The organism is Neopusillimonas maritima (assembly GCF_003576595.1).
GTDB classification, from domain to species: domain Bacteria; phylum Pseudomonadota; class Gammaproteobacteria; order Burkholderiales; family Burkholderiaceae_B; genus Neopusillimonas; species Neopusillimonas maritima.
The window spans coordinates 17,040-42,777 of sequence record NZ_NQOU01000004.1 but is presented as its reverse complement, the minus strand read 5'-3'; the positions used below and the strand labels follow the sequence as shown (position 1 = coordinate 42,777).

General features: G+C 54.5%; 26 protein-coding genes and 1 riboswitch. Of the genes, 12 read left to right on the top strand and 14 right to left on the bottom strand.

Annotated features, from left to right (window positions below; all coding sequences use genetic code 11):
- Positions 1 to 7 precede the first annotated feature (7 nt).
- Together CJO09_RS10575 and CJO09_RS10570 are read right to left on the bottom strand one after the other, a co-directional pair.
- Entirely contained in the window at positions 8 to 898 is an 891-nt protein-coding gene (locus tag CJO09_RS10575) for a lysophospholipid acyltransferase family protein (protein ID WP_119442315.1), read from the bottom strand.
- Complete coding sequence (locus CJO09_RS10570; RefSeq protein WP_119442314.1) at positions 888 to 1,748, bottom strand: lysophospholipid acyltransferase family protein; 861 nt, start codon at positions 1,746 to 1,748, stop codon at positions 888 to 890. The genes CJO09_RS10575 and CJO09_RS10570 overlap by 11 nt, the downstream gene beginning before the upstream one ends.
- Before the next feature lie 250 nt (positions 1,749 to 1,998).
- On the opposite strand from CJO09_RS10570, the gene metK reads away from it, so the two are divergent.
- From metK to metF, 5 genes are all read left to right on the top strand, one after another.
- Entirely contained in the window at positions 1,999 to 3,162 is a 1,164-nt protein-coding gene (gene metK, locus CJO09_RS10565) for a methionine adenosyltransferase (protein WP_119442313.1), read from the top strand.
- A 14-nt stretch (positions 3,163 to 3,176) separates the two neighbouring features.
- Positions 3,177 to 3,392, top strand: a complete 216-nt coding sequence (locus tag CJO09_RS10560; protein ID WP_245961305.1) for a DUF1289 domain-containing protein — start codon at positions 3,177 to 3,179, stop codon at positions 3,390 to 3,392.
- A gap of 63 nt (positions 3,393 to 3,455) precedes the next feature.
- Positions 3,456 to 3,537: riboswitch (S-adenosyl-L-homocysteine riboswitch) on the top strand.
- Positions 3,538 to 3,612: 75 nt separating this feature from the next.
- Positions 3,613 to 5,028, top strand: coding sequence for an adenosylhomocysteinase (gene ahcY / locus CJO09_RS10555; RefSeq protein ID WP_114420520.1), 1,416 nt, complete (start codon positions 3,613 to 3,615; stop codon positions 5,026 to 5,028).
- Between the two features lie 60 nt (positions 5,029 to 5,088).
- Complete coding sequence (locus tag CJO09_RS10550) at positions 5,089 to 5,427, top strand: phage holin family protein (RefSeq protein WP_119442312.1); 339 nt, start codon at positions 5,089 to 5,091, stop codon at positions 5,425 to 5,427.
- On the top strand, positions 5,424 to 6,257 hold the full coding sequence (gene metF / locus CJO09_RS10545; protein ID WP_119442311.1) for a methylenetetrahydrofolate reductase [NAD(P)H]: 834 nt from the start codon (positions 5,424 to 5,426) through the stop codon (positions 6,255 to 6,257). Before CJO09_RS10550 ends, metF begins: the two co-directional genes overlap by 4 nt.
- Here the strand turns inward: metF and CJO09_RS10540 are convergent.
- Positions 6,250 to 6,873, bottom strand: a complete 624-nt coding sequence (locus CJO09_RS10540; protein WP_119442310.1) for a 5-formyltetrahydrofolate cyclo-ligase — start codon at positions 6,871 to 6,873, stop codon at positions 6,250 to 6,252. The genes metF and CJO09_RS10540 overlap by 8 nt on opposite strands.
- Before the next feature lie 29 nt (positions 6,874 to 6,902).
- Between CJO09_RS10540 and CJO09_RS10535 the strand changes: the two genes are divergently transcribed.
- Together CJO09_RS10535 and CJO09_RS10530 are read left to right on the top strand one after the other, a co-directional pair.
- Positions 6,903 to 8,918, top strand: a complete 2,016-nt coding sequence (locus CJO09_RS10535; protein WP_119442309.1) for a lytic transglycosylase domain-containing protein — start codon at positions 6,903 to 6,905, stop codon at positions 8,916 to 8,918.
- Positions 8,918 to 10,057: a tRNA nucleotidyltransferase/poly(A) polymerase-related protein gene (locus CJO09_RS10530; protein ID WP_119442308.1), complete on the top strand. Its 1,140-nt coding sequence runs from the start codon at positions 8,918 to 8,920 to the stop codon at positions 10,055 to 10,057. Before CJO09_RS10535 ends, CJO09_RS10530 begins: the two co-directional genes overlap by 1 nt.
- 48 nt (positions 10,058 to 10,105) lie before the next feature.
- Here the strand turns inward: CJO09_RS10530 and CJO09_RS10525 are convergent, their stop codons facing one another.
- The 3 genes from CJO09_RS10525 to CJO09_RS10515 form a co-directional block, all read right to left on the bottom strand.
- Positions 10,106 to 11,479, bottom strand: coding sequence for a class I SAM-dependent methyltransferase (locus CJO09_RS10525; RefSeq protein ID WP_245961304.1), 1,374 nt, complete (start codon positions 11,477 to 11,479; stop codon positions 10,106 to 10,108).
- 38 nt (positions 11,480 to 11,517) lie between these two features.
- Positions 11,518 to 12,150 (bottom strand): NAD(P)H:quinone oxidoreductase, encoded by a 633-nt coding sequence (gene wrbA, locus CJO09_RS10520; protein ID WP_119442307.1) that lies wholly within the window; start codon positions 12,148 to 12,150, stop codon positions 11,518 to 11,520.
- Positions 12,151 to 12,221: 71 nt separating this feature from the next.
- Positions 12,222 to 12,920, bottom strand: coding sequence for a pirin family protein (locus tag CJO09_RS10515; RefSeq protein WP_119442306.1), 699 nt, complete (start codon positions 12,918 to 12,920; stop codon positions 12,222 to 12,224).
- Positions 12,921 to 13,036: 116 nt separating this feature from the next.
- On the opposite strand from CJO09_RS10515, the gene CJO09_RS10510 reads away from it, so the two are divergent.
- A complete protein-coding gene (locus CJO09_RS10510; RefSeq protein ID WP_119442305.1) occupies positions 13,037 to 13,930 on the top strand; it encodes a LysR family transcriptional regulator in 894 nt (297 codons plus the stop codon).
- A 32-nt stretch (positions 13,931 to 13,962) separates the two neighbouring features.
- Positions 13,963 to 14,631 (top strand): nitroreductase, encoded by a 669-nt coding sequence (locus CJO09_RS10505; protein WP_245961303.1) that lies wholly within the window; start codon positions 13,963 to 13,965, stop codon positions 14,629 to 14,631.
- Here the strand turns inward: CJO09_RS10505 and CJO09_RS10500 are convergent.
- From CJO09_RS10500 to rpe, 8 genes are all read right to left on the bottom strand, one after another.
- Entirely contained in the window at positions 14,628 to 16,070 is a 1,443-nt protein-coding gene (locus CJO09_RS10500) for a DEAD/DEAH box helicase (protein ID WP_245961302.1), read from the bottom strand. The genes CJO09_RS10505 and CJO09_RS10500 overlap by 4 nt on opposite strands.
- 312 nt (positions 16,071 to 16,382) lie before the next feature.
- Positions 16,383 to 17,108, bottom strand: a complete 726-nt coding sequence (locus CJO09_RS10495; protein ID WP_119442303.1) for a uracil-DNA glycosylase — start codon at positions 17,106 to 17,108, stop codon at positions 16,383 to 16,385.
- A 34-nt stretch (positions 17,109 to 17,142) separates the two neighbouring features.
- Positions 17,143 to 17,931: an indole-3-glycerol phosphate synthase TrpC gene (trpC, locus tag CJO09_RS10490; protein ID WP_119442302.1), complete on the bottom strand. Its 789-nt coding sequence runs from the start codon at positions 17,929 to 17,931 to the stop codon at positions 17,143 to 17,145.
- Positions 17,928 to 18,962 carry an anthranilate phosphoribosyltransferase gene (gene trpD / locus CJO09_RS10485; protein ID WP_119442301.1) on the bottom strand — a complete coding sequence of 345 codons (1,035 nt, stop codon included), beginning with the start codon at positions 18,960 to 18,962 and terminating at the stop codon, positions 17,928 to 17,930. Before trpD ends, trpC begins: the two co-directional genes overlap by 4 nt.
- Before the next feature lie 15 nt (positions 18,963 to 18,977).
- Positions 18,978 to 19,541, bottom strand: a complete 564-nt coding sequence (locus CJO09_RS10480; protein WP_119442300.1) for an anthranilate synthase component II — start codon at positions 19,539 to 19,541, stop codon at positions 18,978 to 18,980.
- A gap of 22 nt (positions 19,542 to 19,563) precedes the next feature.
- Positions 19,564 to 21,084 carry an anthranilate synthase component I gene (gene trpE, locus CJO09_RS10475; RefSeq protein ID WP_119442299.1) on the bottom strand — a complete coding sequence of 507 codons (1,521 nt, stop codon included), beginning with the start codon at positions 21,082 to 21,084 and terminating at the stop codon, positions 19,564 to 19,566.
- 276 nt (positions 21,085 to 21,360) lie between these two features.
- Positions 21,361 to 22,029, bottom strand: coding sequence for a phosphoglycolate phosphatase (locus tag CJO09_RS10470; protein WP_119442298.1), 669 nt, complete (start codon positions 22,027 to 22,029; stop codon positions 21,361 to 21,363).
- Positions 22,026 to 22,739: a ribulose-phosphate 3-epimerase gene (gene rpe, locus CJO09_RS10465; protein ID WP_114420477.1), complete on the bottom strand. Its 714-nt coding sequence runs from the start codon at positions 22,737 to 22,739 to the stop codon at positions 22,026 to 22,028. The genes CJO09_RS10470 and rpe overlap by 4 nt, the downstream gene beginning before the upstream one ends.
- A 94-nt stretch (positions 22,740 to 22,833) precedes the next feature.
- Here rpe and apaG point away from each other — a divergent pair, with 94 nt between their 5' ends.
- Genes apaG through CJO09_RS10450 form a run of 3 tightly spaced genes read left to right on the top strand, consistent with a single transcriptional unit; the run spans position 22,834 to position 25,704 of the window.
- The gene (gene apaG / locus CJO09_RS10460; RefSeq protein ID WP_114420478.1) at positions 22,834 to 23,208 is read left to right on the top strand and encodes a Co2+/Mg2+ efflux protein ApaG; all 375 of its coding nucleotides are present in this window, start codon (positions 22,834 to 22,836) and stop codon (positions 23,206 to 23,208) included.
- A 40-nt stretch (positions 23,209 to 23,248) separates the two neighbouring features.
- Complete coding sequence (mltA, locus tag CJO09_RS10455; RefSeq protein ID WP_119442297.1) at positions 23,249 to 24,535, top strand: murein transglycosylase A; 1,287 nt, start codon at positions 23,249 to 23,251, stop codon at positions 24,533 to 24,535.
- Positions 24,532 to 25,704 (top strand): FAD-dependent monooxygenase, encoded by a 1,173-nt coding sequence (locus tag CJO09_RS10450; RefSeq protein ID WP_119442296.1) that lies wholly within the window; start codon positions 24,532 to 24,534, stop codon positions 25,702 to 25,704. Before mltA ends, CJO09_RS10450 begins: the two co-directional genes overlap by 4 nt.
- Positions 25,705 to 25,738: the final 34 nt, after the last annotated feature.

The following is a 25,738-nucleotide window of genomic DNA, read 5'->3' as shown; positions in this document are numbered from 1 at the left end:
GTGTTCACTAGTAAGGTTTGGGGCCGTCGTTGGGGCGTGTTTTGAAGCGTCGATGTACCCAATAGTACTGCGCGGGGTCTTCCCGCACCCAGTCTTCAATGAGCCGATTGATGCGCGCGGTGGCCGCGCTAAGGTCGTCGTCGCCGGGGAAGTCGGGCACGGGAGGCAGAATACGGACATTGTAGACCCCGGTTGCCAGGTCAAGATTACTGATAATGGGCAATACTGCGGCATCCCAGGATTGTGCGATTTGGGCGGTACTGGGCAGTGTCGCTGCAGGCACGCCGAAAAAGGGCACAAATACGGCGCCCTTCGGGCCGAAATCCATGTCGGGCAGGTAATAAATGGGAATGCCCTGACGTAACAGTCGTATCAACCCGCGAATGCCGTCTTTGCGGCTGATCAGGAATGATTCGTTGAAGCGCGCGCGACCTTCCCGCATGAGTGCGTCGACATCATGATCGCTCGAAGGGGTGTAAAACGTGGCTGTGCGCTTGCTGTGCATTGTCAGCCTTGAGCCGGCGGCATCAAGCCCGACAAAGTGCGGGGCCAGAACCAATATCTTGCGGTTGGCCTGTAGCAGCGCATCGAAGTGTTCCAGCCCGCTTATTTTGACTGTTCGCGCAACGCGGTCGGGCGCACCAAACCAGATAAGGCCTCGGTCAATAATGGATTGCGCCAATAAATAGAAATGTCGATGCAGCAGCGCCTCGCGTTCTTTAATTGAAAGATTTGGGAAACACAGCCGCAAATTGGTACGCACAATATGTGCGCGTGATCGCATGAGCCGGGGGGTGAGCCACCCAAGAATACGTCCCCATCGCAAACGTGTTCGGGTTGGGCAGCGGCCAAAATACTCAAAAACGGCGCGAAGAAGTGTGGATTTACTAAGAGTCATGTGTTGCATTGTTGGGCTGAGGAGGCGCGCCGGCCGGAGTTTTGTAACGGTTGTAGCTCCAAAGATACTGTTCGGGGAAGCGTCGGATCAGTGTCTCCATGGCCTGGTTGATAAGCGTTGCCTGCGCGAGTGCATCGGTAGGGAAGGGATCGGGCAGGCGAACGTAATGGATGCGCCAACCTTTACCTTGAGGCAGGCGTTCGCCTGCCGTCATGATGACAGCTACGCCGGTTTGTGCCGCGAGTTTCCCGGCTAAAGTCATCGTGTAGGCGTGGCGCCCAAAAAAGGGAGCCCATACACCTTCGCCTTCCCCCGGCGCCTGGTCGGGCAGCATTCCTACCGCTTCGCCTTTTCTAAGCGCCTTAACGAATTCTTTCACCCCTTGTCGGTTGGCGGGCACCGCACGCAAGCCGGGTGCATTACGCGCGCTTTCCATAATGGGAGCCAGAATGGGTTTGCGGGGTGGGCGGAACATGACCGTAATAGGTCCATGCCGGGTTAAATAACGCGCGGTAATTTCAAAGCATCCCAAATGGGGTGTGAGATAAAGTACGCCGCGCCCCTCTGCCAGCGCGGCCTCTACAACGTGGTTGTCGTCACTTACTACCATAGCCAGGCTTTCTTCATTCTTCAGCCAAACTTTCGGCAACTCCATGATCATCGCACCGGCTTGTGCGGCCGATTCCAGGGCGAATGCGGGGTTGGTGTAGCCGGCTTGCCTTGCGTTGTCTTGTAGACGCTCGCGATATTTGTCGGGAAAGCGATACACCATTCGCCCGCCTACGCGCCCCAGGGCGTGTAAAACTGATAATGGTAAAAACGACAATAAACGAAACAGAAAAAGCAGCATGGCGGCTTATAAGCGCAAATTATGAGCATAAACAGTACAACTTGTTATTTTCGCTTAAAATAAAAAATGTCGCCGAGTTAACCGACAACTTGCGGGGCGACAGCCGCTGGTTAATTTTTTAACCGAAGGCGCAATATTCCGCTAAAGCGTCGCGCCCAGATCGCAACTGCACAGGCAGGTATCAGAGGTGCAACGCAATGTTCAACCTCAGTGCCGAAGTACACGGCCTTAATTTATAAGGATGTCTGCTGTGTCCAGTAACGATTTTCTTTTTACCTCTGAATCTGTTTCCGAAGGCCACCCCGACAAGGTTGCCGACCAAATCTCCGACTCCATTCTCGATGCTATTTTCGAGCAGGATCCTTTCGCGCGTGTTGCGGCGGAAACGCTGTGCAATACCGGGCTGGTGGTATTGGCTGGGGAAATTACTACAACTGCGAATGTCGATTACATCCAGGTGGCCCGCGATACCATCAAGCGTATCGGCTACGACAACACCGATTACGGTATCGACTACAAAGGTTGTGCTGTTTTGGTGGCGTACGACAAGCAGTCACCGGATATCGCCCAAGGGGTCGACCGTAACCCCGAGCAAAACATGGATCAAGGCGCCGGCGACCAGGGCTTAATGTTTGGTTACGCCTGCGACGAAACCCCCGACCTCATGCCTGCCCCCATTTGGTATGCCCACCGTTTGGTTCAGCGTCAAAGCGAACTGCGCAAAGACGGCCGTTTGCCCTGGCTGCGTCCCGACGCCAAGTCACAGGTTACCTTCCGCTACGTCGATGGGAAGCCTGTTGAGGTTGACACTGTGGTGCTGTCGACCCAGCATGCGCCTGAAATTTCCCAGGCCGATATTCGTGAAGCCGTGATTGAGGAAATCGTTAAACCCATCATTCCTGAAGGTCTGCTTACCGATAAAACCAAGTTCATGATTAACCCCACCGGTATTTTCGTGATTGGCGGCCCGCAGGGTGATTGCGGCTTAACCGGTCGGAAAATTATTGTTGACACTTATGGTGGCGCCTGCCCGCATGGTGGTGGGGCATTCTCGGGCAAAGACCCGTCCAAGGTCGATCGTTCGGCGGCGTATGCGGCACGTTATGTGGCCAAGAATGTGGTGGCTGCCGGATTGGCGCGCGAGTGTCAGGTACAGATCAGTTATGCCATCGGCGTGGCCGAGCCGATTAACATCACCATCCATACCAACGGCACCGGCGTGATTCCCGACGACAAAATTGCGTTGTTGGTGCGCGAGCATTTCGACCTGCGTCCCAAGGGTATTATCAACATGCTTAACCTGCTGCGCCCCATTTACAGCAAAACGGCTGCCTATGGTCATTTCGGTCGTCCTGAACCGGAATTCACGTGGGAAGCCACCGACAAGGTTGATGTGCTCAAGAAAGCGCATTAATCAAAAGGTACTTTGTGTCTGATTCTGTCCGTAACCCCGACAACAACAGTCGCCTGACGCCTACCGACTCGCCTTGCGTAGCGGTGTGCTCGACGCTGTACGACGATATTTGTCGCGGGTGCGGCAGAACAGCCATGGAAGTGGCCAATTGGGTGTTTTTATCCGAAGAAGAAAAGCGCGCTGTTTGGGTGCGCATTAAGGCCCAGGGATATCCGCGGCGAAAATCTTGACCTTCAGGCGGTGATACGTCGGTCCGATCTGGAAATTTGCCGCAACTACGTTACAATACTGGCTTCCCTGAGGGGCGCTGCGACGGGTTTTCCCGCTAGGCTCAGGGTCATCCACTTCTTTTTAGTACAACGGCGCTCATCATCACCTGCACGGCAGGCGACGATGGGCAAAAGCGTTGTTCATCTCGTTGGCTTAAGCAGGTTTAGGGGTTTTACCACCATGAACACTGTTGCTGACAATTCCGTACAAGACTACATCGTTGCCGATATCGGGCTGGCCGAATGGGGCCGCCGTGAAATCGCCATTGCCGAAACTGAAATGCCGGGCCTCATGGCCACGCGTGAAGAGTATGCCGCCGCGCAACCGCTGAAAGGTGCGCGCATTGCCGGCAGCCTGCACATGACCATTCAAACCGCCGTTCTTATTGAAACGTTGGTTGCGTTGGGTGCTGAAGTGCGTTGGGCATCGTGCAATATTTACTCCACGCAAGACCACGCTGCGGCTGCTATTGCTGCTGCAGGCAACCCCGTTTTTGCCATCAAGGGTGAAACGCTGGAAGACTACTGGCAATACACCCACAAAATTTTCGACTGGCCCGGTGAGCAAGCCAACATGATTCTTGATGACGGCGGCGATGCCACATTGCTCTTGCACCTTGGCGCAAAGGCCGAGAAAGACCTCTCCGTGCTGAATAACCCCGGCAGCGAAGAAGAACGGGTTCTGTTTGCCGCCATTAAGGCCCAATTGCAAAAGGACGCCAACTGGTATTCCACACGTTTGGCGCAAATTAAAGGCGTTACAGAAGAAACCACCACCGGCGTGAACCGTTTGTATCAAATGGCCAAGAAGGGCGACCTCGCTTTTCCCGCCATCAATGTGAACGACTCCGTAACCAAGTCCAAGTTCGACAACCTGTATGGTTGCCGTGAGTCATTGGTCGACGGTATCAAGCGTGCCACCGACGTGATGGTTGCCGGCAAGGTGGCCGTTGTTGTGGGCTTCGGCGACGTGGGCAAAGGTTGTGCACAGGCATTGGCGGCCTTGCGTGCCCAGGTCTGGGTAACGGAAGTTGACCCCATTTGCGCGCTGCAGGCGTCTATGGAAGGCTACAAAGTGGTCACCATGGAAGAGGCATGCGATAAAGCCGATATGTTTGTTACCGCCACCGGTAATTACCATGTCATCACGCGTCAGCACATGGAGCGTATGAAAGACCAGGCGATCGTTTGCAATATTGGTCACTTCGACAACGAAATCGACGTCGCCGGTATTGAAGATCTCGAGTGGGAGGAAATCAAACCTCAGGTTGATCACGTGATTTTCCCCGACGGCAAACGCATTATTTTGCTGGCCCAAGGGCGTTTGGTGAATTTGGGTTGTGCAACGGGGCACCCCTCGTTTGTCATGTCGGCCTCGTTCACCAACCAAACTATTGCGCAGATCGAGCTGTTCACTCGTGGTGAGGCCTACCAAAACGGCCAGGTTTATGTTCTGCCCAAGCATCTCGACGAAAAAGTGGCCCGTTTGCACTTGAAAAAACTGGGTGTCAATCTTACGCAGTTATCCCCGGAGCAGGCCGATTACATTAACGTGTCGGTCGACGGTCCTTACAAGCCCGATCACTATCGTTATTAAGCGTTGAATCGGTTGTTCAAGCATTAAAGGTTTTTTCACCTTGCCAACAGGAGGCAGACCATGGAGTTGTTGCTCATCTGGGTTTTAAATGCGGTTGCATTGTTAATCGTGGCTTATATTTTGCCGGGTATTACGGTTGCATCGTTTTGGTCGGCACTCATTGCCGCTTTGGTACTGGGTTTGCTCAATACTTTGGTCAAGCCGCTGTTGGTTTTGCTTACGTTGCCGATCACAGTGGTTACGCTAGGTTTGTTCCTGTTGGTCTTGAATGCGCTGGTGTTCTGGTTCGCGGGCTCCATTTTGCGCGGGTTCCAGGTTAACGGGTTCTGGTGGGCTTTGTTGGGGGCACTGATTTACAGCATTATCTCGGGTTTCTTGTCGGGGCTGATTTCAAAATGAGTTCTTCACGGGCTTTAAGCCTAGAGTTTTTCCCCCCGCGCGATGAAAACGCGCGGGGCAAACTAACTGCAGCAGCCAAAGAGCTGGAAGTATTAAACCCCGCCTACGTTAGTGTTACGTTTGGTGCCGGCGGCTCAACTCGCGAAGGTACGGCCGATGCGGTCGACCTGCTGCAGAAATTGGGCTATGAAGCGGCACCGCATTTATCTTGTATCGGTGCAAGCCGCGCTGTATTGGGCGACATACTCCAGTATTACAAAGACCAAGGAGTACGCCGCCTGGTGGCGTTGCGGGGCGACCTGCCCTCCGGTATGGGGATGAACAAAGGCGAGCTGCATTACGCCGTTGATCTGGTTCGGTTTATTCGTGAGCAAACGGGTGACTGGTTCCATATTGAAGTAGCGGCTTATCCTGAAGTCCACCCCCAGGCCAAAGGTGCGCAGGCAGACTTGAATCATTTCGTTGAGAAAGTTCGTGCCGGTGCCGATAGCGCCATTACCCAGTACTTTTTTAATGCGGATGCGTACTACGATTTCGTTGATCGTGCGCGTGAAAAGGGCGTGGGTGTGCCGATCGTGCCTGGAATCATGCCCATTACCAACCATAATCAGTTGGTTCGGTTCTCTGACATGTGCGGCGCGGAAGTGCCGCGCTGGATTCGTCAGCGTCTCTCCGATTACGGCGATGACCTCGCCTCGATTCGGGCGTTCGGGGCAGAGGTCGTGACCCGTTTATGCCAGGATCTGCTTGATCAGGGTGCTCCGGGGTTGCATTTTTATACGTTGAATAATGCCGGTGCTACGCTGGCCATTGCGCGCCGGCTTACTTAAGCGCCCAACCTTTGTCCGTCAGGATTGCATTAAGCGGGTAGTCGTGGTTCAGGGGCGTATGTTGCACGCCCATTCGTTCCAGGTCGCCGCACGCCCATGCTACGCCCATGGCGTATGGGCTGTGGCCCGCTTTCTTTAAATGGGCGAGTGTGCGGTCGTAGTAACCTTTACCATAGCCTATGCGGTCTCCTTTGCGGGTATAGCCCAGAGTTGGAACCAATACGACGTCGGGTGTGGGGGCGACAGGCCCCTGGGGTTCGGAGATTCCAAATGCGCCGGTTTGCATCGGTGTATCGGGCGTCCAGATACGAAATTCCAAGGGCTGGTCAGGCCCGGTTACCACGGGTAACGATACGGAGATTCCTTCTTCCTCCACCCACTGGTATAACAGCGGCTGAAGCTGAGGTTCTTCAGGCATCGACCAAAAAGCCGCGACGTTCTGGTAGGTCGGTTCGCCCCGCTCTTCCTGTTCGGCGCGAGTGGTGGCCAGCCAGGTATAGAGCCTGCCCCGAATCAACAATCCTCCGCGACGAGTTTCAATGGGGTCTTGCGCTGCGCGAGCGGCTTTGAGACGATCGCGAATAGCGTCGGGATTATTCTCTATACTGTCAGTCATGTTGGAAATTCTGCAAGGTTGAAACAAAGATGGTGTTCAAGCAGTGTCAACGGTATCAGAAATTATGGTGGCGTGCCGGTCTTGGTTTGCTTCTGGCCGGTGTGCTTGGCTCTGCTGGTTTGGAACCGGCGGCGGCACAGGAAGATGTCGAGGTCATCAACATTACGATCCGGCCGGACCCTTCTCTTCAGGCTGTGATCCAGGCTCGCGAAGCGATGCAGAGAAAGCGTTGGGATGAGCTTGAGGCGTTGGTGCCGCAGGCTTCGCAGGCGCCGCTTCTGGGTTCTTATGCGGAGTATTGGTTATTGCGCCGCGACCTCACCAATCCGGCAACGCCGGTACCAACCCAGCGTCTTGAGCGCTTCATGACCACCAACGAAGACGCCTATCTTGCCGACCGTATTCGCTCCGATTGGATTGTTGCGGCGGCCCGGTCGGGCGACTATGCAAAAGCAGTCGAATTGGCCCCTGTGGTTGCCAGTAATTCTCAGGTGGATTGTGCCGTTTTGTTGTCGCGACATATGCTGGGTGAACGGGTTAACGGCCAAGTGGCGGTTGATCTTTTTGAACCCGTGAGTCTTTGCTGGATGATGCTCGATGAGCTGGTCGATAAAAACATTGTCGGTTGGAAGCAGCTTGAAACCATGCTTAGGGCGACGCTGGAAACCAGTAAAACCGGTAATGCACGGCGTTTGGCGGCACTGATGTTCGATGCGGGTCAGATGAAGTCGTATGCCGCGTTCATGAAGAACCCACGGCAATGGCTGGCCGGGCAACAAGCGCCAAAAACAACGGCCGATATCGCGTTGGTCACGTTGGCTTTATCACGCCTCGCGCGTAACGACCGCGAGGTTGAAACCGCTTATATTCAGAATAACTGGGCTTCCAGTATTCCCAAGGCCGATCTTGAATGGGTGTGGGGGCAATTCGGGCTGATTGCTGCCTTGAATGTTGAGCCCAATGCGGTTCAATGGTATCGGCGTTCAGGCAATATCCCCAAAACCGATTACAACCATGCCTGGGAGGTACGGTCTGAATTGCGTCAGGCCCCGATCGACTGGGTTCAGGTAAGTCGCGCGATTCAGAAAATGACGCCGCGTCAGCAAGCCGAACCCGTATGGGTGTACTGGTATGGTCGTTCGTTGGCCGCACAAGGCAACGAAGCCGCCGCGCGGCAATACTATCAGTCTATCCAGAACGATTACAGCTTTTATGGGCAATTGGCAAATGAAGAGCTGGGCCAACCTATTCCCATTCCGCCGGCTCCTGCTCCCGTGACGCCTCAGGAATTGGCTGAAGCGCGAGCGAATCCCGGCTTGCAACGGGGTATCAAGTTGTTCGATTTAGGTTGGCGTGCCGAGGCTGTGCCCGAGTGGAACTTCACACTCCGGGGCATGACAGACCGTCAGTTATTGGCGGCAGCCGAACTGGCGCGCGAAGAGCAAATTTTCGATCGCGTGGTGAATACGTCATTACGTACATCCAGTATTGCTGATTTCTCCCAGCGTTTTGTGGCACCGTTTGAAGGTCGTGTCAGTGCTAAGGCGCGTGAAATCAACCTTGACCCAGCCTGGGTGTATGGCTTGATTCGTCAGGAGTCTCGCTTTATTACTGACGCCCGTTCGCGTGTAGGCGCATCGGGCTTGATGCAGCTTATGCCTGCCACAGCTCGGTGGGTCGCCCGCAAAATTGGTATGTCAGATTTCAACCCGTCTATGGTGAATGATTTTGATGTCAACACCATTTTGGGTACCCAGTATTTGAAAATGGTGCTTGACGATCTGGATGGCAGTCAGGTTCTGGCCACTGCGGGCTATAACGCGGGGCCGGGTCGCTCGAAACAATGGCGTGCAAAGCTGTTGGGTCCGGTGGAGGGCGCTGTGTTCACGGAAACAATACCGTTCACAGAAACGCGGTTGTACGTAAAGCATGTTTTGTCGAACGCTGTTTACTATGCCATGTTGTTTTCCGGCCAACCTCAATCGTTGAAAGCGCGGCTCGATACCATTAGCCCGAACCGCTCGCGACGTACGAATTTGCCCTAATGGTTCATCCCGTGCCCACGTTGCCTGTTGTTGCACCTGACCCTTTAATCAGCGATTTACAAGCGTATATCGTTGGAGGGGCGGTGCGGGATGCCTTACTGGGTTTGCCCGCTGGGGATCGTGACTGGGTCGTGGTGGGCGCCACGCCCGAGCAAATGGTGCAAAAAGGCTTTATTCCCGTCGGTGATGACTTCCCCGTTTTCCTGCATCCGAAAACGAAAGAGGAGTATGCATTAGCCCGAACCGAGCGCAAGTCGGGGCGGGGTTATAAGGGTTTCACTTTCTATACCGGCCAAGACGTGACCCTGGAAGAAGATTTGTATCGTCGCGACCTGACGATCAACGCAATTGCGCAAACCCCCGACGGTCAATTAGTTGATCCTTTGAATGGGTTGGCAGACATTGAAGCGCGTGTTTTGCGCCATATCGGTGAGGCATTTTGTGAGGACCCTGTGCGCTTGCTGCGTTTGGCACGTTTTGCGGCTCGCTTCACGCATTTTTCCATTGCGCCGGAAACGTTAAACCTGGCGCGTCGGCTTGTGACCGATGGTGAGGTTGACGCATTGGTTCCGGAACGGGTTTGGCGCGAGGTTAGCCGCGGGCTGATCAGTGAAGCGCCGTATCGCATGTTCGACGTTCTGGCTGAAACAGGGGCTTTGCAACGTGTTATGCCCGGTTTGAATTTCGATGGGGCGGCACGCCGAAGTCTGCAATGCGCTGCGCGCCGCCATTTACCTTTGGCCAGCTGCGCGGCGTTATTTTGTTTTTCTTCCAGTAATCCAGACACGGTTTTACGGGCCGTCAAGGCACCATCGCACTGTGTGGATTATGCGCGGTTGCTGCCTGTTGTGGGGGCGCAGATGGGAGCGGCCCAAACCGCCGACGATTATCTGGCGCTTATTGAGCAATGCGATGGCTTGCGCAAGCCCGAGCGCTTTCTTGACTTGGTTGCAGCGGCTTGCTGCTTAGGTAATCAGTTTTCCGGCGTTGAAGAATCCCTGAGTCAAACCTGGGCGGTGCGCCTGGACGCAGTAAGGGCGGTCGATGGGGGCTCGATTGCCAAACGGCATCAAGGCAAACCGCAGGCAATTAAAGACGCTGTGAGGCAGGCAAGGTTGGCGGCGCTTGCCGGCATGTAGGTGCCTAAAGCCATGGTGCGTGGCGCCATCGTCTCTCGCATGCACAGCTCACAGGCGATGGCGTCTGTCGCCGCGCTCAAAGCCTATTAGCGGCGGATCGATATCCCGGCCCAATACCATTACTTTGAATAATTCCCCCATTTCGGCTTCCGATAATAGCGTTTGTGCCGATGCCATCAGGCGTGCCTGGTCGACTGCGTCGGTTTTTGTGGCTTGTGCCAGTTGCTCAACGAATCCCGAGTTGATCAGGAATCGGGCTTGCGAGGTATAGCCCAGCACATCAAGTCTGGCCTTAATTGCCGCATCCGCTATCGCTGTGAAGTCGACATGGGCGGTGATGTCTTGCAAGCCTGTATAGACCAGTGGTTCGGCATGGGTGTGGTGGCGAAAATGGCACATCAGGGTGCCCTGGGCCCGTTGTGGGTGGTAGTACTCGTGGCGCGGAAAACCATAGTCGACGATGATGGCGGCGCCTTTTTGCAGCCATTGGCCCAGCGAATCAACCCAGGCTTCCGCGCGTAAATTAATTTCAGAGGTGTACCCCGGTAACGGTGTCATGCGTGAGCGCACAGTTTCAGTCAGTTCTGTTGATGCGGGGCGCTCAGCCCATGAAAAGGGTGTGCCCATGGTCACCCCTTTTTCCATGAGTTGTCCGTTTTCATTCCAGCGGAATACCGAGACGGGCATGGCATCGAGTACCTCGTTCGCCACCACGCAGCCTTCGAAATGCCGGGGAAGATTGTCGCGCCATTGAACGTCGGCTTCAAGCCCATTAAGCCTCTCGCCCTGACGTTCACGCAGTTCGGCAGACACTTCAATAATGGTGTATTGCGGCTCTATGCCCATATCCCGTAGTGCGGCGATAATGCTGGAGGCCAGGGCGCCGGAACCGGCACCAAATTCAAGGATATGGTTTGAGCCTGATAGTTGGAGCACCTGGGCAATTTGTTGCGCCAGTGCGTGTCCATAGACAGGGGTGAGTTCAGGTGCGGTAGTGAAATCGCCCGGCGTATCGGGGTTGGGAAATTTCTGGCTGCCTGCAACGTAATAGCCCAAACCCGGGGCGTAGAGCGCCAAGTCCATATACGTTTCAAAAGGCATGAAGCGGTCGGGTTGCCGGCACAGTTTTTCCTGAATGGCTGCAACGACGTTTTGGTAGTGGGTTGCCGAATTGACGTCGAGCGCAGGCAGGCCGGCCGGTGGGGGAATCGTCGGGACTTCGGAGTCAGGCATCATGGGGTTGGGTGTTCGGGTTGACGGGTTTTTGCCATGTTTCAGTCGATGCAAGGAAACACACATCGTCATGAAAAACCCCGCCAACAGGCCCAGTATGGCGCCAACGACAAAGTTGTCGAAAATAAGCCATAAGGGTACTGCCAGCAGCAAGGAAGTGAGCAGGGGTTTATTGGCGAGTTCTTTCATGCCCCGCCATTTTATCCCGCTCACGAACCTTAAAGCTTTTAAGCTGCTTCCTCAGCCAGCGCCTCACGGCCAATTCTCAGTTCACGTGCCATTTGGGCCACATGGCGCCCCTGGAATCGGGCGCCGTCCAATTCATTATCACTGGGCTGACGCGAACCATCACCATTGGCAATGGTTGATGCGCCGTAAGGGGTACCGCCGGTAATCTGAGTGTTGTCGGTTTGACCCTGGAACGAATAAGGGAGGCCGACTACGCTCATGCCATGGTGCAGCAATACGGTGTGAAAGGTTAACAAGGTGCTTTCCTGGCCACCATGTTGTGTTGCGGTTGAGGTAAATACACTGCCTATTTTGCCAACCAGCTTACCCTGCGCCCACAAGCCACCGGTTTGATCCAGAAAGTTTTTCATTTGTGCGGCCATGTTACCGAAGCGCGTTGGTGTGCCGAAGATAATGGCGTCGTAGTCGGCCAGTTCCTCAGGCCGCGCAATGGGCGCAGCCTGTTCAAGTTTGTAGTGGCCCGCTTTGGCAACGTCTTCGGGGACAAGCTCAGGCACGCGTTTGATATCGACCTGGGTATCTTTTACGGCGCGGGCGCCTTCGGCGACGGCTTGCGCCATGGTTTCAATATGGCCATAGGTTGAATAATATAAAACAAGTACTTTTGACATGGTGTTGACTCCTTTAGAGAACAGTTAAGTTTTAGAATTGGGTTCGGTAGGGCCTAGGCGGGGCACAATGTTTAAGGCAAATCAAATAGCAGAATTTCAGCGTCGTGCCCTTCTGTCAGCAACAGCATCGATTCATCCATTACCTTTAAGCCGTCACCGGTTTTCAGTTCGTGGTTGTTCACTTTGATGCTTCCCTGGGCAACATGCACGTATGTTTGGCGCCCAAATGGAGGTGCGTACTCAATGTGTTCATCGCCATTGAGCAGGGTCGCGTAAATACGTGCGTCTTGATGCAGAAAGAGGGCATCGTCGTTAGGGTCTCCAGATGCCAGCAGTTTCAATTGGCCACGCTTTTGTGCATCTTGTATGTGGCGTTCCTGGTAGGAGGGCGTCACGTTCTGTTGATCGGGCAGTATCCAGATTTGCAGAAAATGTACTGGGTCGTTTTGCGAAGGATTGAATTCGCTATGTTGAACGCCGGTACCTGCGCTCATTAACTGCACGTCGCCCGGCTTCAGGGTTGAACCTGACCCCATCGAGTCGCGGTGTTGGAGCGCGCCTTCCAGCACATAGGAAAGAATTTCCATGTCGCGATGCCCGTGGGTACCAAATCCTTGGCCCGGTTGCACGGTATCGTCGTTAATCACACGCAGGGCGCTCCAGCCCATGTGGGCCGGATCGTGGTAATGACCGAAAGAGAAAGAGTGATAACTGTTGAGCCAGTCTAGTTGAACGTGCCCGCGCTCGTTGGCATGGCGTACTTCGATCATGATGTGCTCTTGTTTAAGTTAAGTTAAGATTCATTCTATATTCGATAAATTTGATAAAAAAGCGCTAAAATTTGATGATTAAAATCGAATAAATAGATATATCCTGCTTGAAAAGAATGGACTACTTAAAAACAACCCTGGAGCAATGGCGCGCACTGGCGGCGGTAGTGGAGCACGGCGGCTTTGCCCAAGCAGCTCAGGCGCTGCATCGAAGCCAGTCTTCCATTAGTTATCTGGTGGGCAAGTTGCAGTCGCAAATCGACTTGCCTTTACTGGAGGTGGAGGGGCGTAAGGCACACCTTACCGATGCGGGGCATACGCTGCTCACGCATGCCCAGGAGCTGTTAAGCGACGCCTATGAGCTGGAAGAATTGGCGCGTCGAATGGGGGCGGGTTGGGAGGCTGAGTTGCGCCTTGTGGTTGATGTCGCCTTCCCCAAAGCCGTGTTGGTACAGGCGCTGAAGCGTTTCTCTCAAGAGGCGCCGTTTACCCGGCTGAAACTCAGCGAGGTTGTGTTGTCGGGGGCGGAGGAAGCGTTGCTTGAGCAGGAGGCCGATATGATGATTGGGGCTTATATTCCTCACGGACATTTGGGGCAAGTCTTGCTTAACGTGCCGTTTATCGCGGTTGCACACCGCGACCACCCCCTTATTCAATTAGGTCGTCCTGTCGGTGAGGACGACCTGAAGCGACATATGCACATCGTGGTGAGGGATTCGGGCACGCAGAACCCCCGTAACGAGGGCTGGTTGGGCTCGACACAACGCTGGACGGTCAGTAGTCTTGAGGCGTCGGTGTCTTTGGTGGCTGGGGGCTTGGGGTTTGCGTGGTTACCTCAACACTTGGTTGAGCCGTATTTAACTCAGGGTGTGTTGGTGCCAATCCCCGTTGAATTAGGCCAGATACGGCACACACCGTTGTACCTGGTTTTTGGGAAGGGGGCGCAAACCGGGCCCGCTGCGAGTTGCCTGGCGGGAATACTGCAGGAATTAGGTCAGCAAGAGCGCTAGAATGGCGCCATTGAAACGAGATGAAGAGCATTATGAAAACGATTGAGTCTATTCTTCAGGCACGCTACAGTTGCCGGGCCTATCAGGCGCAACAGGTACCACAGGAAACCATTCAGGAAATTCTTGATCAGGCGCAGCGTTCCGCGTCATGGTGCAACGTGCAGCCATGGGAAATATTGCTGTTGGGGGGGGAGGCAACGCGCCGATTTGGCGATGCTTATTACGAACATGTTCAATCGCACCCGGCGAATCCTGATTTTCCCTGGCCCGAACGTTACGAAGGCGTGTATCAGCAGCGTCGTCGCGAATGCGGTTACGCTTTATACAACACTTTGGAAATCAAAAAAGAAGACCGTGAAGCCACTCAGCGCCAAATGCTGGAGAACTACCGGTTTTTTGGCGCGCCGCACCTCGCACTAATAACAACACCGAAAAAATTGGGTGTATACGGGGCGGTTGATTGCGGTATTTACGTCGCCAATTTTATGGCGCTGGTGCAAAGCCACCGCCTTGCTTGTATTGCACAAGCAGCCGTAGCATCGCATCCCGACTTTGTGCGTGATTATTTCAACTTGCCGGAAGATCGCTTGCTGGTGTGTGGCATTGCCTTTGGTTACGAGGATGCCACCCAGAAAATCAATCAATATCGAACCACGCGCGACTCAATCGACCACGTGGTTCGATGGGAAGGATTTAATTAAGCAAACTGCGCGTGGCGTGGCGCAGGGCGACGGCCCTGCGGCTTGGCGGCGTGTGTTTTGGCGCCGAAACCAGGGCGTGCGGGGCGTGTGCTGGGGCGACCCGCCGGTTTGGCGTACGAAGTTTGGTTTGCACCGTCGGGCTTGCCGGGTCGGCCACGTCCGCTACCGCTTTTCTCGAACGGGCTGTTGCCATAGGCTTTTTTGGTGAAACCCTCTTTGGCTTTACCAGGCGCGCCGCCAGGCTTACGCTTACCGGCAAATTTGCCTGCGCGTTTCGGGCTGCTTGAAGTCGTTTTCTTGGGCTCCAAACCGGTAATGGTTTCAGCTGGAATGGGCTGCCCGATAAAGTTTTCAATGCGGCGAATTTTGTAGCGCTCGGCATGCGTAGCCAACGTATACGCCAAACCGCTATTGCCTGCGCGGCCGGTACGGCCAATGCGGTGGGTATAGTCTTCCGGCTGCATGGGCAGGTCGTAGTTAATGGCATGGCTGATGCCTTGTACGTCGATGCCGCGGGCGGCAACGTCGGTGGCAACCAGAATACGCAGTTTCTGACGTTGCAGCAGGCCAAGTGTGCGGGTGCGCTGGCGCTGATTCATGTCGCCATGCAAGGCGGCAGCGGTGTAGCCCTGGTCTGACAGTTTTTCAGCCAAGTCGTCTGCGCCACGTTTGGTTGCCGTAAATACAATGGCCTGGTTCAGGCGACTGTCGCGCAACAAGTGGTCAAGCAACTGCATTTTGTGCTTGTTATCGTCGGCGTACAGTAGGCTTTGTGTAATGTTGGCGTGCTTTTCTTTCTGGCCCGACACTTCAATGCGAACGGGTTCGCGCATCATTTTGGCGGCGAGCGTTGCAATGGAGCCATCCAGCGTTGCCGAGAACAGCAATGTCTGGCGTTGCTTGGGCGCAGCAGCCACAATGGCTTCAATGTCTTCAATAAAGCCCATGTCCAGCATGCGGTCCGCTTCATCCAGTACCAGTGTATGAATGTTCGACAAGTTGATACGGCGTGCGCGCAAATGGTCGATCAGGCGGCCGGGTGTGGCCACCAGTACGTCGACACGTCGCGAGAGTGCTTTGATTTGGGCACCGTAAGGCATGCCGCCAACCACAACCGCCGTATGCAGGCCTTTAATGCCGGCACCATAGCTTTTTGTTGCTTCGGCTACTTGCATGGCCAGTTCACGTGTGGGGGTCAACACCAGCACCTGAACGTTTTGCCCCTTTTTGTTTTCTGCCGCCGCCCGTGCAATACGGTTCAAAGCAGGCAGCATGAATGCCGCTGTTTTACCGCTGCCGGTTTGTGCCGATACCATTAAGTCGAGGCCTTCCAAGGCTTTTGGAATGGACGCTGACTGAACGGGGGTGGGGGCGCTGAATCCGGCGCTTTGCAAGGCAGACAGCAGTACGGGTTCGAGACCCAGGGTTTCGAAAGACATGAGATATCCTTTGCCAATGAAGGCATTGTCAGGGAACGGGGGAGTTATCCGGACCCGGTTGATTGAACATCGTGCCGACCAATCAACCTAAAGGACATCGTTATGTGCTAACGAGAAAACGACCAGGCTTGGGGGGTCAGGAATCGATGGCGTTGAGCATGGGTGATTCTGGATTGAGCCAACTGCTAGGATGCGGCAAGGCCGCACAAAAATGCCAACGCTTAAAAATGCAGTGGCCGCAGTATAGACGCGGAACACGACCTAGGGATAGTACTAATTTGTAACAGTCGTTAGGGTGACACACTGTTTACGTTACCAGTGGATAAGTGTTTGTCCTTGTTCTGTTAACCAGTGGTTCGCTGATACAAAATGGTTGCAACCCAAAAATGGCACAGGCGGGCGCCGTGCAGAGAGTGGGGAAGGGTGGTTGGCTTTTAGTATCAGGTTGTTGGGCGCTTCAGGCACGCAGCCGGCTTTTTGTTGTGCGTGATTTCCCCAAAGCATAAACACTTTGGGCTGGGGCAGCGCGCCGGCAAAGCGGATGATTGAATCGGTAATCGTTTCCCAGCCTTTGCGCGCATGGGAGGCGGGTTTGCCTTGTTCAACGGTTAATACGGTATTAAGCAACAGAACCCCTTGTTGCGCCCAGTGGGATAGGTCGTGCGAGGGCGACCGTAAAGCGTCCGGCATACTTCGATGCAGCTCGCCAAATATATTGCGCAAACTGGGCGGGCAGGGTGTGGTGTCGGGAACCGAGAATGCCAGACCTTGTGCCTGATTCGGCCCGTGGTAGGGGTCTTGCCCCAAAATCACAACCCGGATGTTTTCCGGGTGGACCAGTTGCAACGCTTTGAATATGTTTTTTGGAAAAATCGTGGCACCGTTCTGAAGCCGTTGAGTCAGAAACGCGTCTAACGCTTCCAGGCGGTGCCTTTCCGGTTCCAGAACACGTTGCCACTCAACCGGGAGCGCCTGAAATTGATCAAGCAAGCCCCCAATGTATTGGTTGTCGTATTGAGCGGGTAAAGAATGAGGCATCAGGTGGGTTTTAAATTGTTTTGCGCACAGGGTGTCAGAAAAAGAGCTCCTCCAGGGCCTGGCCCGGCTCTTCAGCCCGCATGAATCGCTCGCCTACCAAAAAGGCATTCACGTTATGGCTGCGCATAAGCTCAACGTCTTCGCGGGTGTGAATGGCACTTTCCGTCACAACCAAACGATCTGCGGGAATGAGCGGCAGCATATCGATGGTGTTTTGCAGAGACACTTCGAAAGTACGCAGATTCCGGTTGTTGATGCCAAGCAGCTTCGATTGCATTTGCAGGGCAATTTCCAGCTCATCGCGATCATGCACTTCAACCAGCACATCCATGCCCAGTTCCAGTGCCAGGCTTTCCAGTTCAAATAATTGCGTCCGACTCAAAGCCGCCACAATCAATAGAATGCAGTCCGCGCCGAGTGCGCGGGAATGGGCGATCTGGTAGGGGTCGATCATGAAGTCTTTGCGCAGGATGGGTAGCGAGCATGCCGCCCGCGCCTGGCGCAGGTAATCGTATGAACCCTGGAAATACTGCACATCGGTGAGTACGGACAGGCAGGCGGCGCCGTGTGCCGCATATGAGCTCGCAATATTGGCAGGGTTGAAGTCTTCCCGAATCACACCTTTTGAGGGTGACGCTTTTTTTACCTCGGCAATGACCGCAGGCTTACCTTGTTCGATTTTGCTTTCCAAGGCATTGATGAAGCCACGCAGATCTTTGCGGCTTTGTGCTTCGCGCAAGACCTCGGCTTCACTGCGCATTTGGCGCGCCGTAGCGACTTCGGTCTTTTTGGTTTCCAGTATTTTTTTAAGGATGTCACTCATGACTTGAATTTCCGGGTATACGCGGCGAATGTTTCCAGTTGTTCGCGCGCGGCGCCGCTGGCAATGAGTTCAAATGCCAGTTTGACGCCTTCTTTCATTGTTTGGGTGCGGTTGGCGGCATAAATGGCCAAACCTGCATTGAGCGCAACGATATCACGAGCCGGGCCTTCGACATTATCCAGAGCTTCCCTTACCAGGGCTGCGGATTCTTCCCGGTTATTGACTTTAAGCGAACGGTTTGACGACATCGTGACATTAAAGTCTTCCGGGTGAATTTCATATTCATTGATTTCACCGTCTTTGAGCTCGCCAATGAGCGTGGGCGCGCCCAGCGAGACTTCGTCCATGCCGTCTTTGCCGTGTACGATCAGAACGTGCTTGGATCCGAGGCGTTCCAATACCCGTACCTGAATGCCGACCAGGTCGCCGTGAAATACGCCCATCAACTGGTTGCCCGCTCCGGCGGGGTTGGTGAGCGGCCCGAGTATATTAAATATGGTTTTGATGCCGAGCTCTTTGCGGATGGGGGCCACATACTTCATGGCGCCATGGTGAGCCGGCGCGAACATGAAGCCCATGCCCGTTTCGGCAATACACTCTGCAATTTGTTCGGGCGTGAGTTCAATGTTCACACCGAGTGCCTCAACTACGTCGACACTGCCCGACGATGACGAGGCACTGCGACCACCATGTTTGGCAACTTTAGCGCCTGAGGCGGCGGCAACGAACATGGCAGCCGTGGAGATGTTGAAGGTGTTGCTGCCGTCTCCGCCGGTGCCGGCCATGTCCAGAAGCTCATCCGGGTTGGGTGTTTCCACTTTTGTGGCAAATTCGCGCATGACTTGCGCGGCTGCGGTAATTTCACCAATGGTCTCTTTCTTCACGCGCAGGCCCATGATCAGGGCGGTGGCCATTTGTGGCGACATTTCACCACGCATCAGGGTACGCATAAGCTGCAACATTTCATCGTGGAAAATTTCGCGGTGTTCTACGCAACGGGCCAAGGCTTCTGTAGGGGTAATGTGTGTCATTTTGCTTTCCTTTTTCTATATTTTAAGAAATCGTTCAAGCAGGGCGTGGCCATGCTCGCTCAGGATGGATTCGGGATGGAACTGTACGCCGAAGATCGGGTCGGTTTTGTGACGAATACCCATGATTTCACCATCGTCGGTTTGCGCGGTTATTTCCAGGCAGTCGGGCAGGGTGCTGCGATTGATCGCCAGAGAGTGGTAACGCGTGACGGTAAAAGGAGACGGTAACCCTGTGAAAATGTCTTCGCCCTTATGTTGAATGGGTGAAGTTTTACCGTGCATAAGGGTTTGGGCCCGCACAATATCGCCGCCGAAAGCCGCCCCGATTGCCTGGTGTCCCAGACAAACACCCAGAATCGGTACTTTCCCGGCCAGCGCCTGAATCAGTTCAATTGAAACGCCGGCTTGATCCGGCGCACAAGGGCCGGGCGAGATGCACAAGCGATCCGGCTGCAGTGCCAGCAGTTCAGGTAGGGTGAGTTGGTCATTACGAACAACGTGAACCTCTTCCCCCAGTTCGCCAAAGTAATGCACCAGGTTGTAGGTGAATGAGTCGTAGTTATCAAGCATAAGAAGCATTTTGTGTCTCCGGCGACGGGGCTTAAATGGGTTCGTCCAAACCGAACTGGACTTTTTCGGCGGCGCGAATCAGCGCGCGTGCCTTCGCTTCGGTTTCCTGCCATTCTTTTTCCGGGTCCGAATCAGCCACAATGCCGGCTGCTGCCTGAACATACAGCATGCCGTTTTTAATAATGCCCGTGCGTATCGCAATGGCCACGTCCATTTCACCGCTATAGCTCAGGTAACCTGCCGCACCACCATAAATACCGCGGCGAACGGGTTCCAGTTCATCAATAATCTCCATCGCGCGCACTTTGGGGGCGCCGGTTAGCGTGCCGGCCGGGAAGGTCGCCCGCAAAACGTCCATATTGCTTAGACCTGGCTTAAGTTGGCCCGATACGTTTGACACCAGGTGTTGCACATGAGAGTAACGCTCAATAGCCATGGTTTCGGTTACTTCAACCGTACCGGTTTTAGCGACGCGTCCGACATCGTTACGAGCCAGATCAATCAGCATCACGTGTTCAGCCCGCTCTTTCGGGTCTGCCTGCAGTTCTTCGGCCAGTCGCGTATCTTCAGTGGGTGTAGCGCCGCGGGGCCGCGTGCCGGCCAGCGGGCGGATTGTCACTTTAGTAGTCTCATTTGCACCTTCGCGAACCGTTTCCTGACGCACCAGAATTTCAGGCGAAGCGCCCACGACGTGAAAATCGTCGAAATTCCAGTAGTACATGTAGGGCGAGGGATTGAGCGAGCGCAGGGCGCGATACAGCGAAAGCGGTGAGTCGCGAAACGGTTTGGAGATGGCCTGGCCGATTTGTACTTGCATGACGTCACCGGCCTCAATGTATTCTTTCGCTTTACGTACGGCAGCCAGGTAGTCTTCTTTTTCGAAATCCCGGTAGGTATCGGTTTGCAGACTGGCGTATGCGTAAGGAATGACCACTGGCGTGCGCAGTTTTTGTCTGAGTGCTTTAAGACGCCGTTTGGCCTGAATGTAACTTTCGGGTTGCGCGGTGTCGGCATACACCAGCAAATAGGTTTTCCCGGCCAGGTTGTCCACAATAACCAGTTCGTCGATATGCAGCAGCATCAGGTCGGGCGTACCTTCGCCCTGCCCGGAAGGGAAGGGCTTAACAGCCGGCCCCAGTTTTGATTCCACGTGGCGTACGGTGTCGTAGCCGAAGTAGCCGGCCAAACCGCCCGCAAAACGCGGCATGCCTGGCCGCAGCGCCACTTTGAAACGATTTTGGTAGCTTTCGACAAATGCCAGCGGGTCGCCCTCATGGGTTTCAACCACCTTGCCATGTTTCAGGACTTCAGTTTTGTTGCCGGTGGCCCGAATCACCGTGTGCGCCGGTAAGCCAATGAACGAGTAACGACCGAAGCGCTCACCACTCACGACCGACTCCAGCAGGCAGCTGTTGCGCCCACCCTCCGGCGAGTTGTGGGCCAGTTTCAGATAGATGCTTAAGGGCGTGTCCAGGTCGGCATAGGTTTCGGCAATGAGCGGTATGCGGTTGAAACCTTGAGCTGCAAGTGCGTTGAATTCTATTTCTGTCATGGTGTTCTCGGTTGGTGTTACTGGAAAACACGTAGCGGACAGAAACCAAAAAGCCCGGCTACGTGTGTAGATCCGGGCTGGATTCAAACTGACTTTTAGCGCGAAAGCTGCTTTTTAATTTCGCGCCAGGAGACGATTCACCGCGACCCGGAACACAAACGCCACCAGCGCCAATAGGCGCCGACGATTGTGTAAAGGGACTGTGAACGGTTCATAAAAACTTTGAGTACGACTTTCAAACAGGAGACCCAGGCATAAGCACTGAAGATCACCGGGTTAATGGCGCGTGGCCCAACAGGCCGCTGCCTCAATGGACGAAACTATATCACTGACTTTCAGATTTTGCACATTTTGTCCGTTGTTATATCCGTAAGGAACGGCCAAAACGTCGATTCCTGCCGCATTCGCTGCTTCAGTGTCATGGGCGGAATCTCCTATTAGCAGGGTATTTTCGGGGGTGACACCCAATAAGTTGCATGCATGCAACAGTGGCATGGGGTGCGGTTTTTTTTGGCTGCAAGTGTCGCCGCACACAACGTGCTCGAAGTAGTTGTGCAGCCCACAGGCCTGTAATAGGGGCAGGGTGAATTCGCTGGGCTTGTTGGTGACCACTGCCATTTTTATTTGATGGTGCCGAAACAGGTTGAGCCCTGTAATTACACCGTCGTAAACGGTTGATTTCTCACCGTTAACCCGATGGTAGTGCTGATTGAACAAATGCAGGCCTTGTTGGATTGTGGCGTGGTCCGGCTTTTGATTCAGTTGCGTTGATAATGCTTTTTTAACCAGGTTCTCAGTGCCTTTGCCCACGTAGCGCGCAATGACATCTTGCGGCAAAGGGCGCAGACCCATTTGAGTGCGCATGGCGTTGGTGGCATCCGCCAGGTCGGGTATGGTGTTAACCAATGTGCCGTCAAGGTCGATCAGGGCGGCGTGATAGGTCATGGTTGCGTCAATTCCGCATTGTTTTCACCTTTGGCAATTTCTTGGCGCATGGTGTCAATGACATTTTTGTAATCGGTTTGGCCGAAAATGGCTGAACCCGCTACAAAAGTATCGGCGCCGGCAGCGCGTATTTGGGCGATATTGTCCACTTTCACGCCGCCGTCCACTTCAAGCAAAATAGGTTGTCCGCCCAGTTGTGTCCATTGGTCGATTTTGTGCCGTGCCTGTTTTAGTTTTGCCAGCGTTGTGGGAATAAAGCTTTGCCCTCCGAAGCCTGGGTTTACAGACATCAACAGAATGATGTCGAGTTTTTCCATAACGTAATCCATCCAGTCCAGGGGTGTGGCGGGGTTGAAAACCAAACCTGCCTTGCAGCCGTGGTCTTTAATCAGTGCCAGGCTGCGGTCGGGATGGCGTGAGGCTTCGGGATGAAAGGTGATGATGTCGGCGCCTGCCTTGGCAAATTGCGGGATAATGTCGTCAACCGGCTCAACCATCAAGTGAACATCGATGGGGGCGGATGTGTGTGGTCGAATCGCCTGGCAAACCATCGGCCCGATGGTAAGGTTGGGAACATAATGGTTGTCCATAACGTCAAAGTGAATCCAGTCGGCGCCGGCCTCAACGACATTGCGAACTTCTTCACCCAGGCGCGCAAAATCGGCAGATAGCAGGCTGGGAGCAATACGGGTGGTGTTGGATGTAGACATTTATAACCGTCCTGAAGCGACCCACTGAAATTTCGGGCCAGAATATGACATTATTGCGGATGACATTAGTATTTCAATTCCACGGAAAGGCTTTATGAAACCATATGATCTGAGTATCACGGTAACCCCTCAGTATCTGCCGGAGCAGTCTAAACCTGATCAGCAGCATTACGTTTTCGCTTATACCGTACGCATTACCAATAATGGTGAACATGCCGCCCAGGTAATCAGCCGACATTGGATTATTACCGATGGCCGGCAGAATGTGCAGGAAGTGCGGGGGTTGGGCGTGGTTGGGCAACAACCGCTCTTGGCCCCGGGCGAAACGTTCGAATACACCAGTGGTTGCCCCTTGCCCACACCGCATGGAACCATGAAGGGCTCGTATCATTGCGTGGGTGACAACGGTATTCCGTTTGAGGCCGAAATTGCCGAATTCGTGTTGGCCATGCCGCGCACACTGCATTGAGATTGTACTGATGACCGCATTTTCCTGCTCTGGAGCTTCCGTGAACCGGCTACTGCCCGTATTTTTGTTGTCGATTTTTTTGGCCGCCTGTACCACTACCGAGCCTGAGCCGCCACCATCGGTTGCGCCGGCCGAGCCGGTTGAGGATATTTCGGTGCGGCCATTGCAGGTACCCGAACTGACGTCATTGCCGGAAACGCCGGCCCGTTCCCTTGCCGGAAAGTTTCAGGCCGTTGAATGGGGAGCGTTGCCAGGCTGGCAGGACGACAATCTGAATCAGGTGTGGAAGGCGTTCGTTAATAACTGCAAAGGCTTAATGCGCCCCGTCTCGGGGTCATTAACTATGCCGGCGCGTGCTACCCCTCGCGTCTGGCAACCCGTCTGTGCCGAGGTGTTGATGTCCGGCCTGCCCGAAGAGGGCTCTACCGACACTGCGGCAATTCGCGCGTTTCTGCAACGGCACTTGCAACCCTGGCGTTTGCTTACAGGCACCGGTGAGCTTGCGCGCAACACAGTCACGGGTTACTACGAACCTCTTATTTATGCATCCCGTGAACGCACCGGCGAATATCAGTGGCCGTTATACGCGTCGCCAGACGATTTGCTTACGATTGACCTGGGTGCGGTTTACCCGGAACTTGCGGGAAAAAGAATTCGCGGCAAGCTCGACGGCCAACGGGTGGTCCCATACGACACACGGGCGCAAATCGCGCAGTCCGATGATCCTCCGCCGGTCATTGTTTGGGCAAACGACCCGGTCGAAGCGTTTTTCCTGCAAATACAGGGTTCAGGTCGGGCGCAATTACCTAATGGTGAAACCATTCGTTTAGCATACGACAACCACAACGGTCGCCCGTATGCTTCTATCGGGAAATGGCTTGCCGACCAGGGAGAGCTTCCCCTGGCGCAGGCTTCCATGCAAAATATCAAGGCATGGGCGAAACGCAACCCTCAACGTGTTCAGGAAATGTTGAATGCGAATGAGGCCATGGTGTTTTTCCGCGAGGAAGCCGTTCTCGACCCTGAGTTGGGGCCCAAAGGGGCGTACGGCATTGCGCTGATCGGGGGGCGGTCAATTGCGGTCGATACCTCTTTTGTACCCCTGGGGGCTCCAGTGTATCTGGCCACTACTTATCCTGCGTCGCCAACCCCATTGCGCCGTCTGGTGTTTGCGCAAGACACCGGCGCGGCCATTAAGGGTGCGGCGCGGGTTGACTATTACTGGGGTTTTGGCGATGACGCCGGTGCACAAGCCGGCAGAATGAAACAAAAAGGCGAGGTTTGGGTGCTTTGGCCACGACAAGCGGGTGCACCCTCGGCACGATGAAAAAGACGGATATCGCGGTTTGCGGAACCGGTATTGTGGGTTTGGCTACGGCCCTGGGGCTGACGCGCGCCGGATTTCGTACTGTTCTGGTTGGCCCGCAGCGTGTTATTGCACCGGCCCGGCCCCATTGTTTTGGTGCCCGGGTTTATGCCATTTCGCCCGCCAGCCGGCGTTTTCTGGAGTCGCTGGGTGTTTGGTCGCTGCTTGATGCTTCCCGGGTTACGCCGGTGGAAGCCATGCAGGTTTTCGGCGACGCCAGTGGGCGTCTTGAGCTGAATGCCTGGCAGGATGCACAGGACGTTATGGCCTGGATTGTTGAGTCAGACGAAATAGAGCGTGCGCTTACACAAGCGGTGCGGGTGTTCGGGGTTGAATGGCTAAATGATCGCTTTGTTGCTTTTGATGCGCCAGGCAGAATTTGTACTGAATCCGGGTCACTTATCGAGGTAGATTTAGTAGTGGGGGCTGAAGGGGCGCGCTCGGCCGTTCGTGACGCGGCACACATAAAATCCTCTTCGCGTGCTTATGATGAAATGGGGGTGGTTACCCATTTGCATGTCGAGCGACCTCATCAGAATACGGCTCTGCAGTGGTTTACTGCAGAAGGCGTGATTGCATTTTTGCCTACGCCGAACACGCAGGCAGGCGCGCAAGTTTCATTGGTTTGGTCTATGCCCAAAAAAGCGGCTGAGCCTTTGTTGGCCATGGCAGAAGACCAGGCGCGCAATTGGCTGAATACCCATTTGGCCGGGCTCAACCATGAGTTGGGCCAGGTTCGGGTGGCGGCGCCGGTACTGGGTTTTCCCCTTTTTCTTGAATCCAGCGATGTGATTGCGCCCGGCGTGGCATTAGTGGGCGATGCCGCGCATCGGGTCCACCCTTTGGCGGGGCAGGGTTTGAACCTTGGCTTGGGCGACGTCGCTGCATTATTGAACGTTTTACGCGAAAAACCGTCATATCAGCGTGCCGGCGATGTGCGGTTATTGGCGCGTTATCGTCGCGCACGTGCGGAGCCTGTTTTCATGATGCGTTTTGTCACCGATGGTTTGCATCGTTTGTTTTCGTCCCGTTTTCCACCGGTCGTGATAGCAAGAAATGCCGGGCTATCAATAGTAAATACCGTGCCGATGCTTAAGCGTCAACTTATTAAAGGCGCTTCGCGCCATTAAGGTGCGCCGTTGCCGAGGCCAAGTTTTTCAAGGA

What these genes read in the sequence shown, in the direction of transcription:
- CJO09_RS10540 (WP_119442310.1), bottom strand. Translation starts at nt 6,873, where the DNA reads ATGACTGACAGTATAGAGAATAATCCCGACGCTATTCGCGATCGTCTC.
- CJO09_RS10480 (WP_119442300.1), bottom strand. Translation starts at nt 19,541, where the DNA reads ATGCTTCTTATGCTTGATAACTACGACTCATTCACCTACAACCTGGTG.
- metF (WP_119442311.1), top strand. Translation starts at nt 5,424, where the DNA reads ATGAGTTCTTCACGGGCTTTAAGCCTAGAGTTTTTCCCCCCGCGCGAT.
- rpe (WP_114420477.1), bottom strand. Translation starts at nt 22,739, where the DNA reads ATGTCTACATCCAACACCACCCGTATTGCTCCCAGCCTGCTATCTGCC.
- CJO09_RS10530 (WP_119442308.1), top strand. Translation starts at nt 8,918, where the DNA reads ATGGTTCATCCCGTGCCCACGTTGCCTGTTGTTGCACCTGACCCTTTA.
- CJO09_RS10470 (WP_119442298.1), bottom strand. Translation starts at nt 22,029, where the DNA reads ATGACCTATCACGCCGCCCTGATCGACCTTGACGGCACATTGGTTAAC.
- wrbA (WP_119442307.1), bottom strand. Translation starts at nt 12,150, where the DNA reads ATGTCAAAAGTACTTGTTTTATATTATTCAACCTATGGCCATATTGAA.
- trpC (WP_119442302.1), bottom strand. Translation starts at nt 17,931, where the DNA reads ATGAGTGACATCCTTAAAAAAATACTGGAAACCAAAAAGACCGAAGTC.
- CJO09_RS10505 (WP_245961303.1), top strand. Translation starts at nt 13,963, where the DNA reads ATGAAAACGATTGAGTCTATTCTTCAGGCACGCTACAGTTGCCGGGCC.
- CJO09_RS10450 (WP_119442296.1), top strand. Translation starts at nt 24,532, where the DNA reads ATGAAAAAGACGGATATCGCGGTTTGCGGAACCGGTATTGTGGGTTTG.
- trpE (WP_119442299.1), bottom strand. Translation starts at nt 21,084, where the DNA reads ATGACAGAAATAGAATTCAACGCACTTGCAGCTCAAGGTTTCAACCGC.
- CJO09_RS10500 (WP_245961302.1), bottom strand. Translation starts at nt 16,070, where the DNA reads ATGTCTTTCGAAACCCTGGGTCTCGAACCCGTACTGCTGTCTGCCTTG.
- CJO09_RS10535 (WP_119442309.1), top strand. Translation starts at nt 6,903, where the DNA reads ATGGTGTTCAAGCAGTGTCAACGGTATCAGAAATTATGGTGGCGTGCC.
- CJO09_RS10570 (WP_119442314.1), bottom strand. Translation starts at nt 1,748, where the DNA reads ATGCTGCTTTTTCTGTTTCGTTTATTGTCGTTTTTACCATTATCAGTT.
- apaG (WP_114420478.1), top strand. Translation starts at nt 22,834, where the DNA reads ATGAAACCATATGATCTGAGTATCACGGTAACCCCTCAGTATCTGCCG.
- CJO09_RS10575 (WP_119442315.1), bottom strand. Translation starts at nt 898, where the DNA reads ATGACTCTTAGTAAATCCACACTTCTTCGCGCCGTTTTTGAGTATTTT.
- CJO09_RS10495 (WP_119442303.1), bottom strand. Translation starts at nt 17,108, where the DNA reads ATGCCTCATTCTTTACCCGCTCAATACGACAACCAATACATTGGGGGC.
- CJO09_RS10510 (WP_119442305.1), top strand. Translation starts at nt 13,037, where the DNA reads ATGGACTACTTAAAAACAACCCTGGAGCAATGGCGCGCACTGGCGGCG.
- CJO09_RS10525 (WP_245961304.1), bottom strand. Translation starts at nt 11,479, where the DNA reads ATGAAAGAACTCGCCAATAAACCCCTGCTCACTTCCTTGCTGCTGGCA.
- CJO09_RS10515 (WP_119442306.1), bottom strand. Translation starts at nt 12,920, where the DNA reads ATGATCGAAGTACGCCATGCCAACGAGCGCGGGCACGTTCAACTAGAC.
- ahcY (WP_114420520.1), top strand. Translation starts at nt 3,613, where the DNA reads ATGAACACTGTTGCTGACAATTCCGTACAAGACTACATCGTTGCCGAT.
- trpD (WP_119442301.1), bottom strand. Translation starts at nt 18,962, where the DNA reads ATGACACACATTACCCCTACAGAAGCCTTGGCCCGTTGCGTAGAACAC.
- CJO09_RS10550 (WP_119442312.1), top strand. Translation starts at nt 5,089, where the DNA reads ATGGAGTTGTTGCTCATCTGGGTTTTAAATGCGGTTGCATTGTTAATC.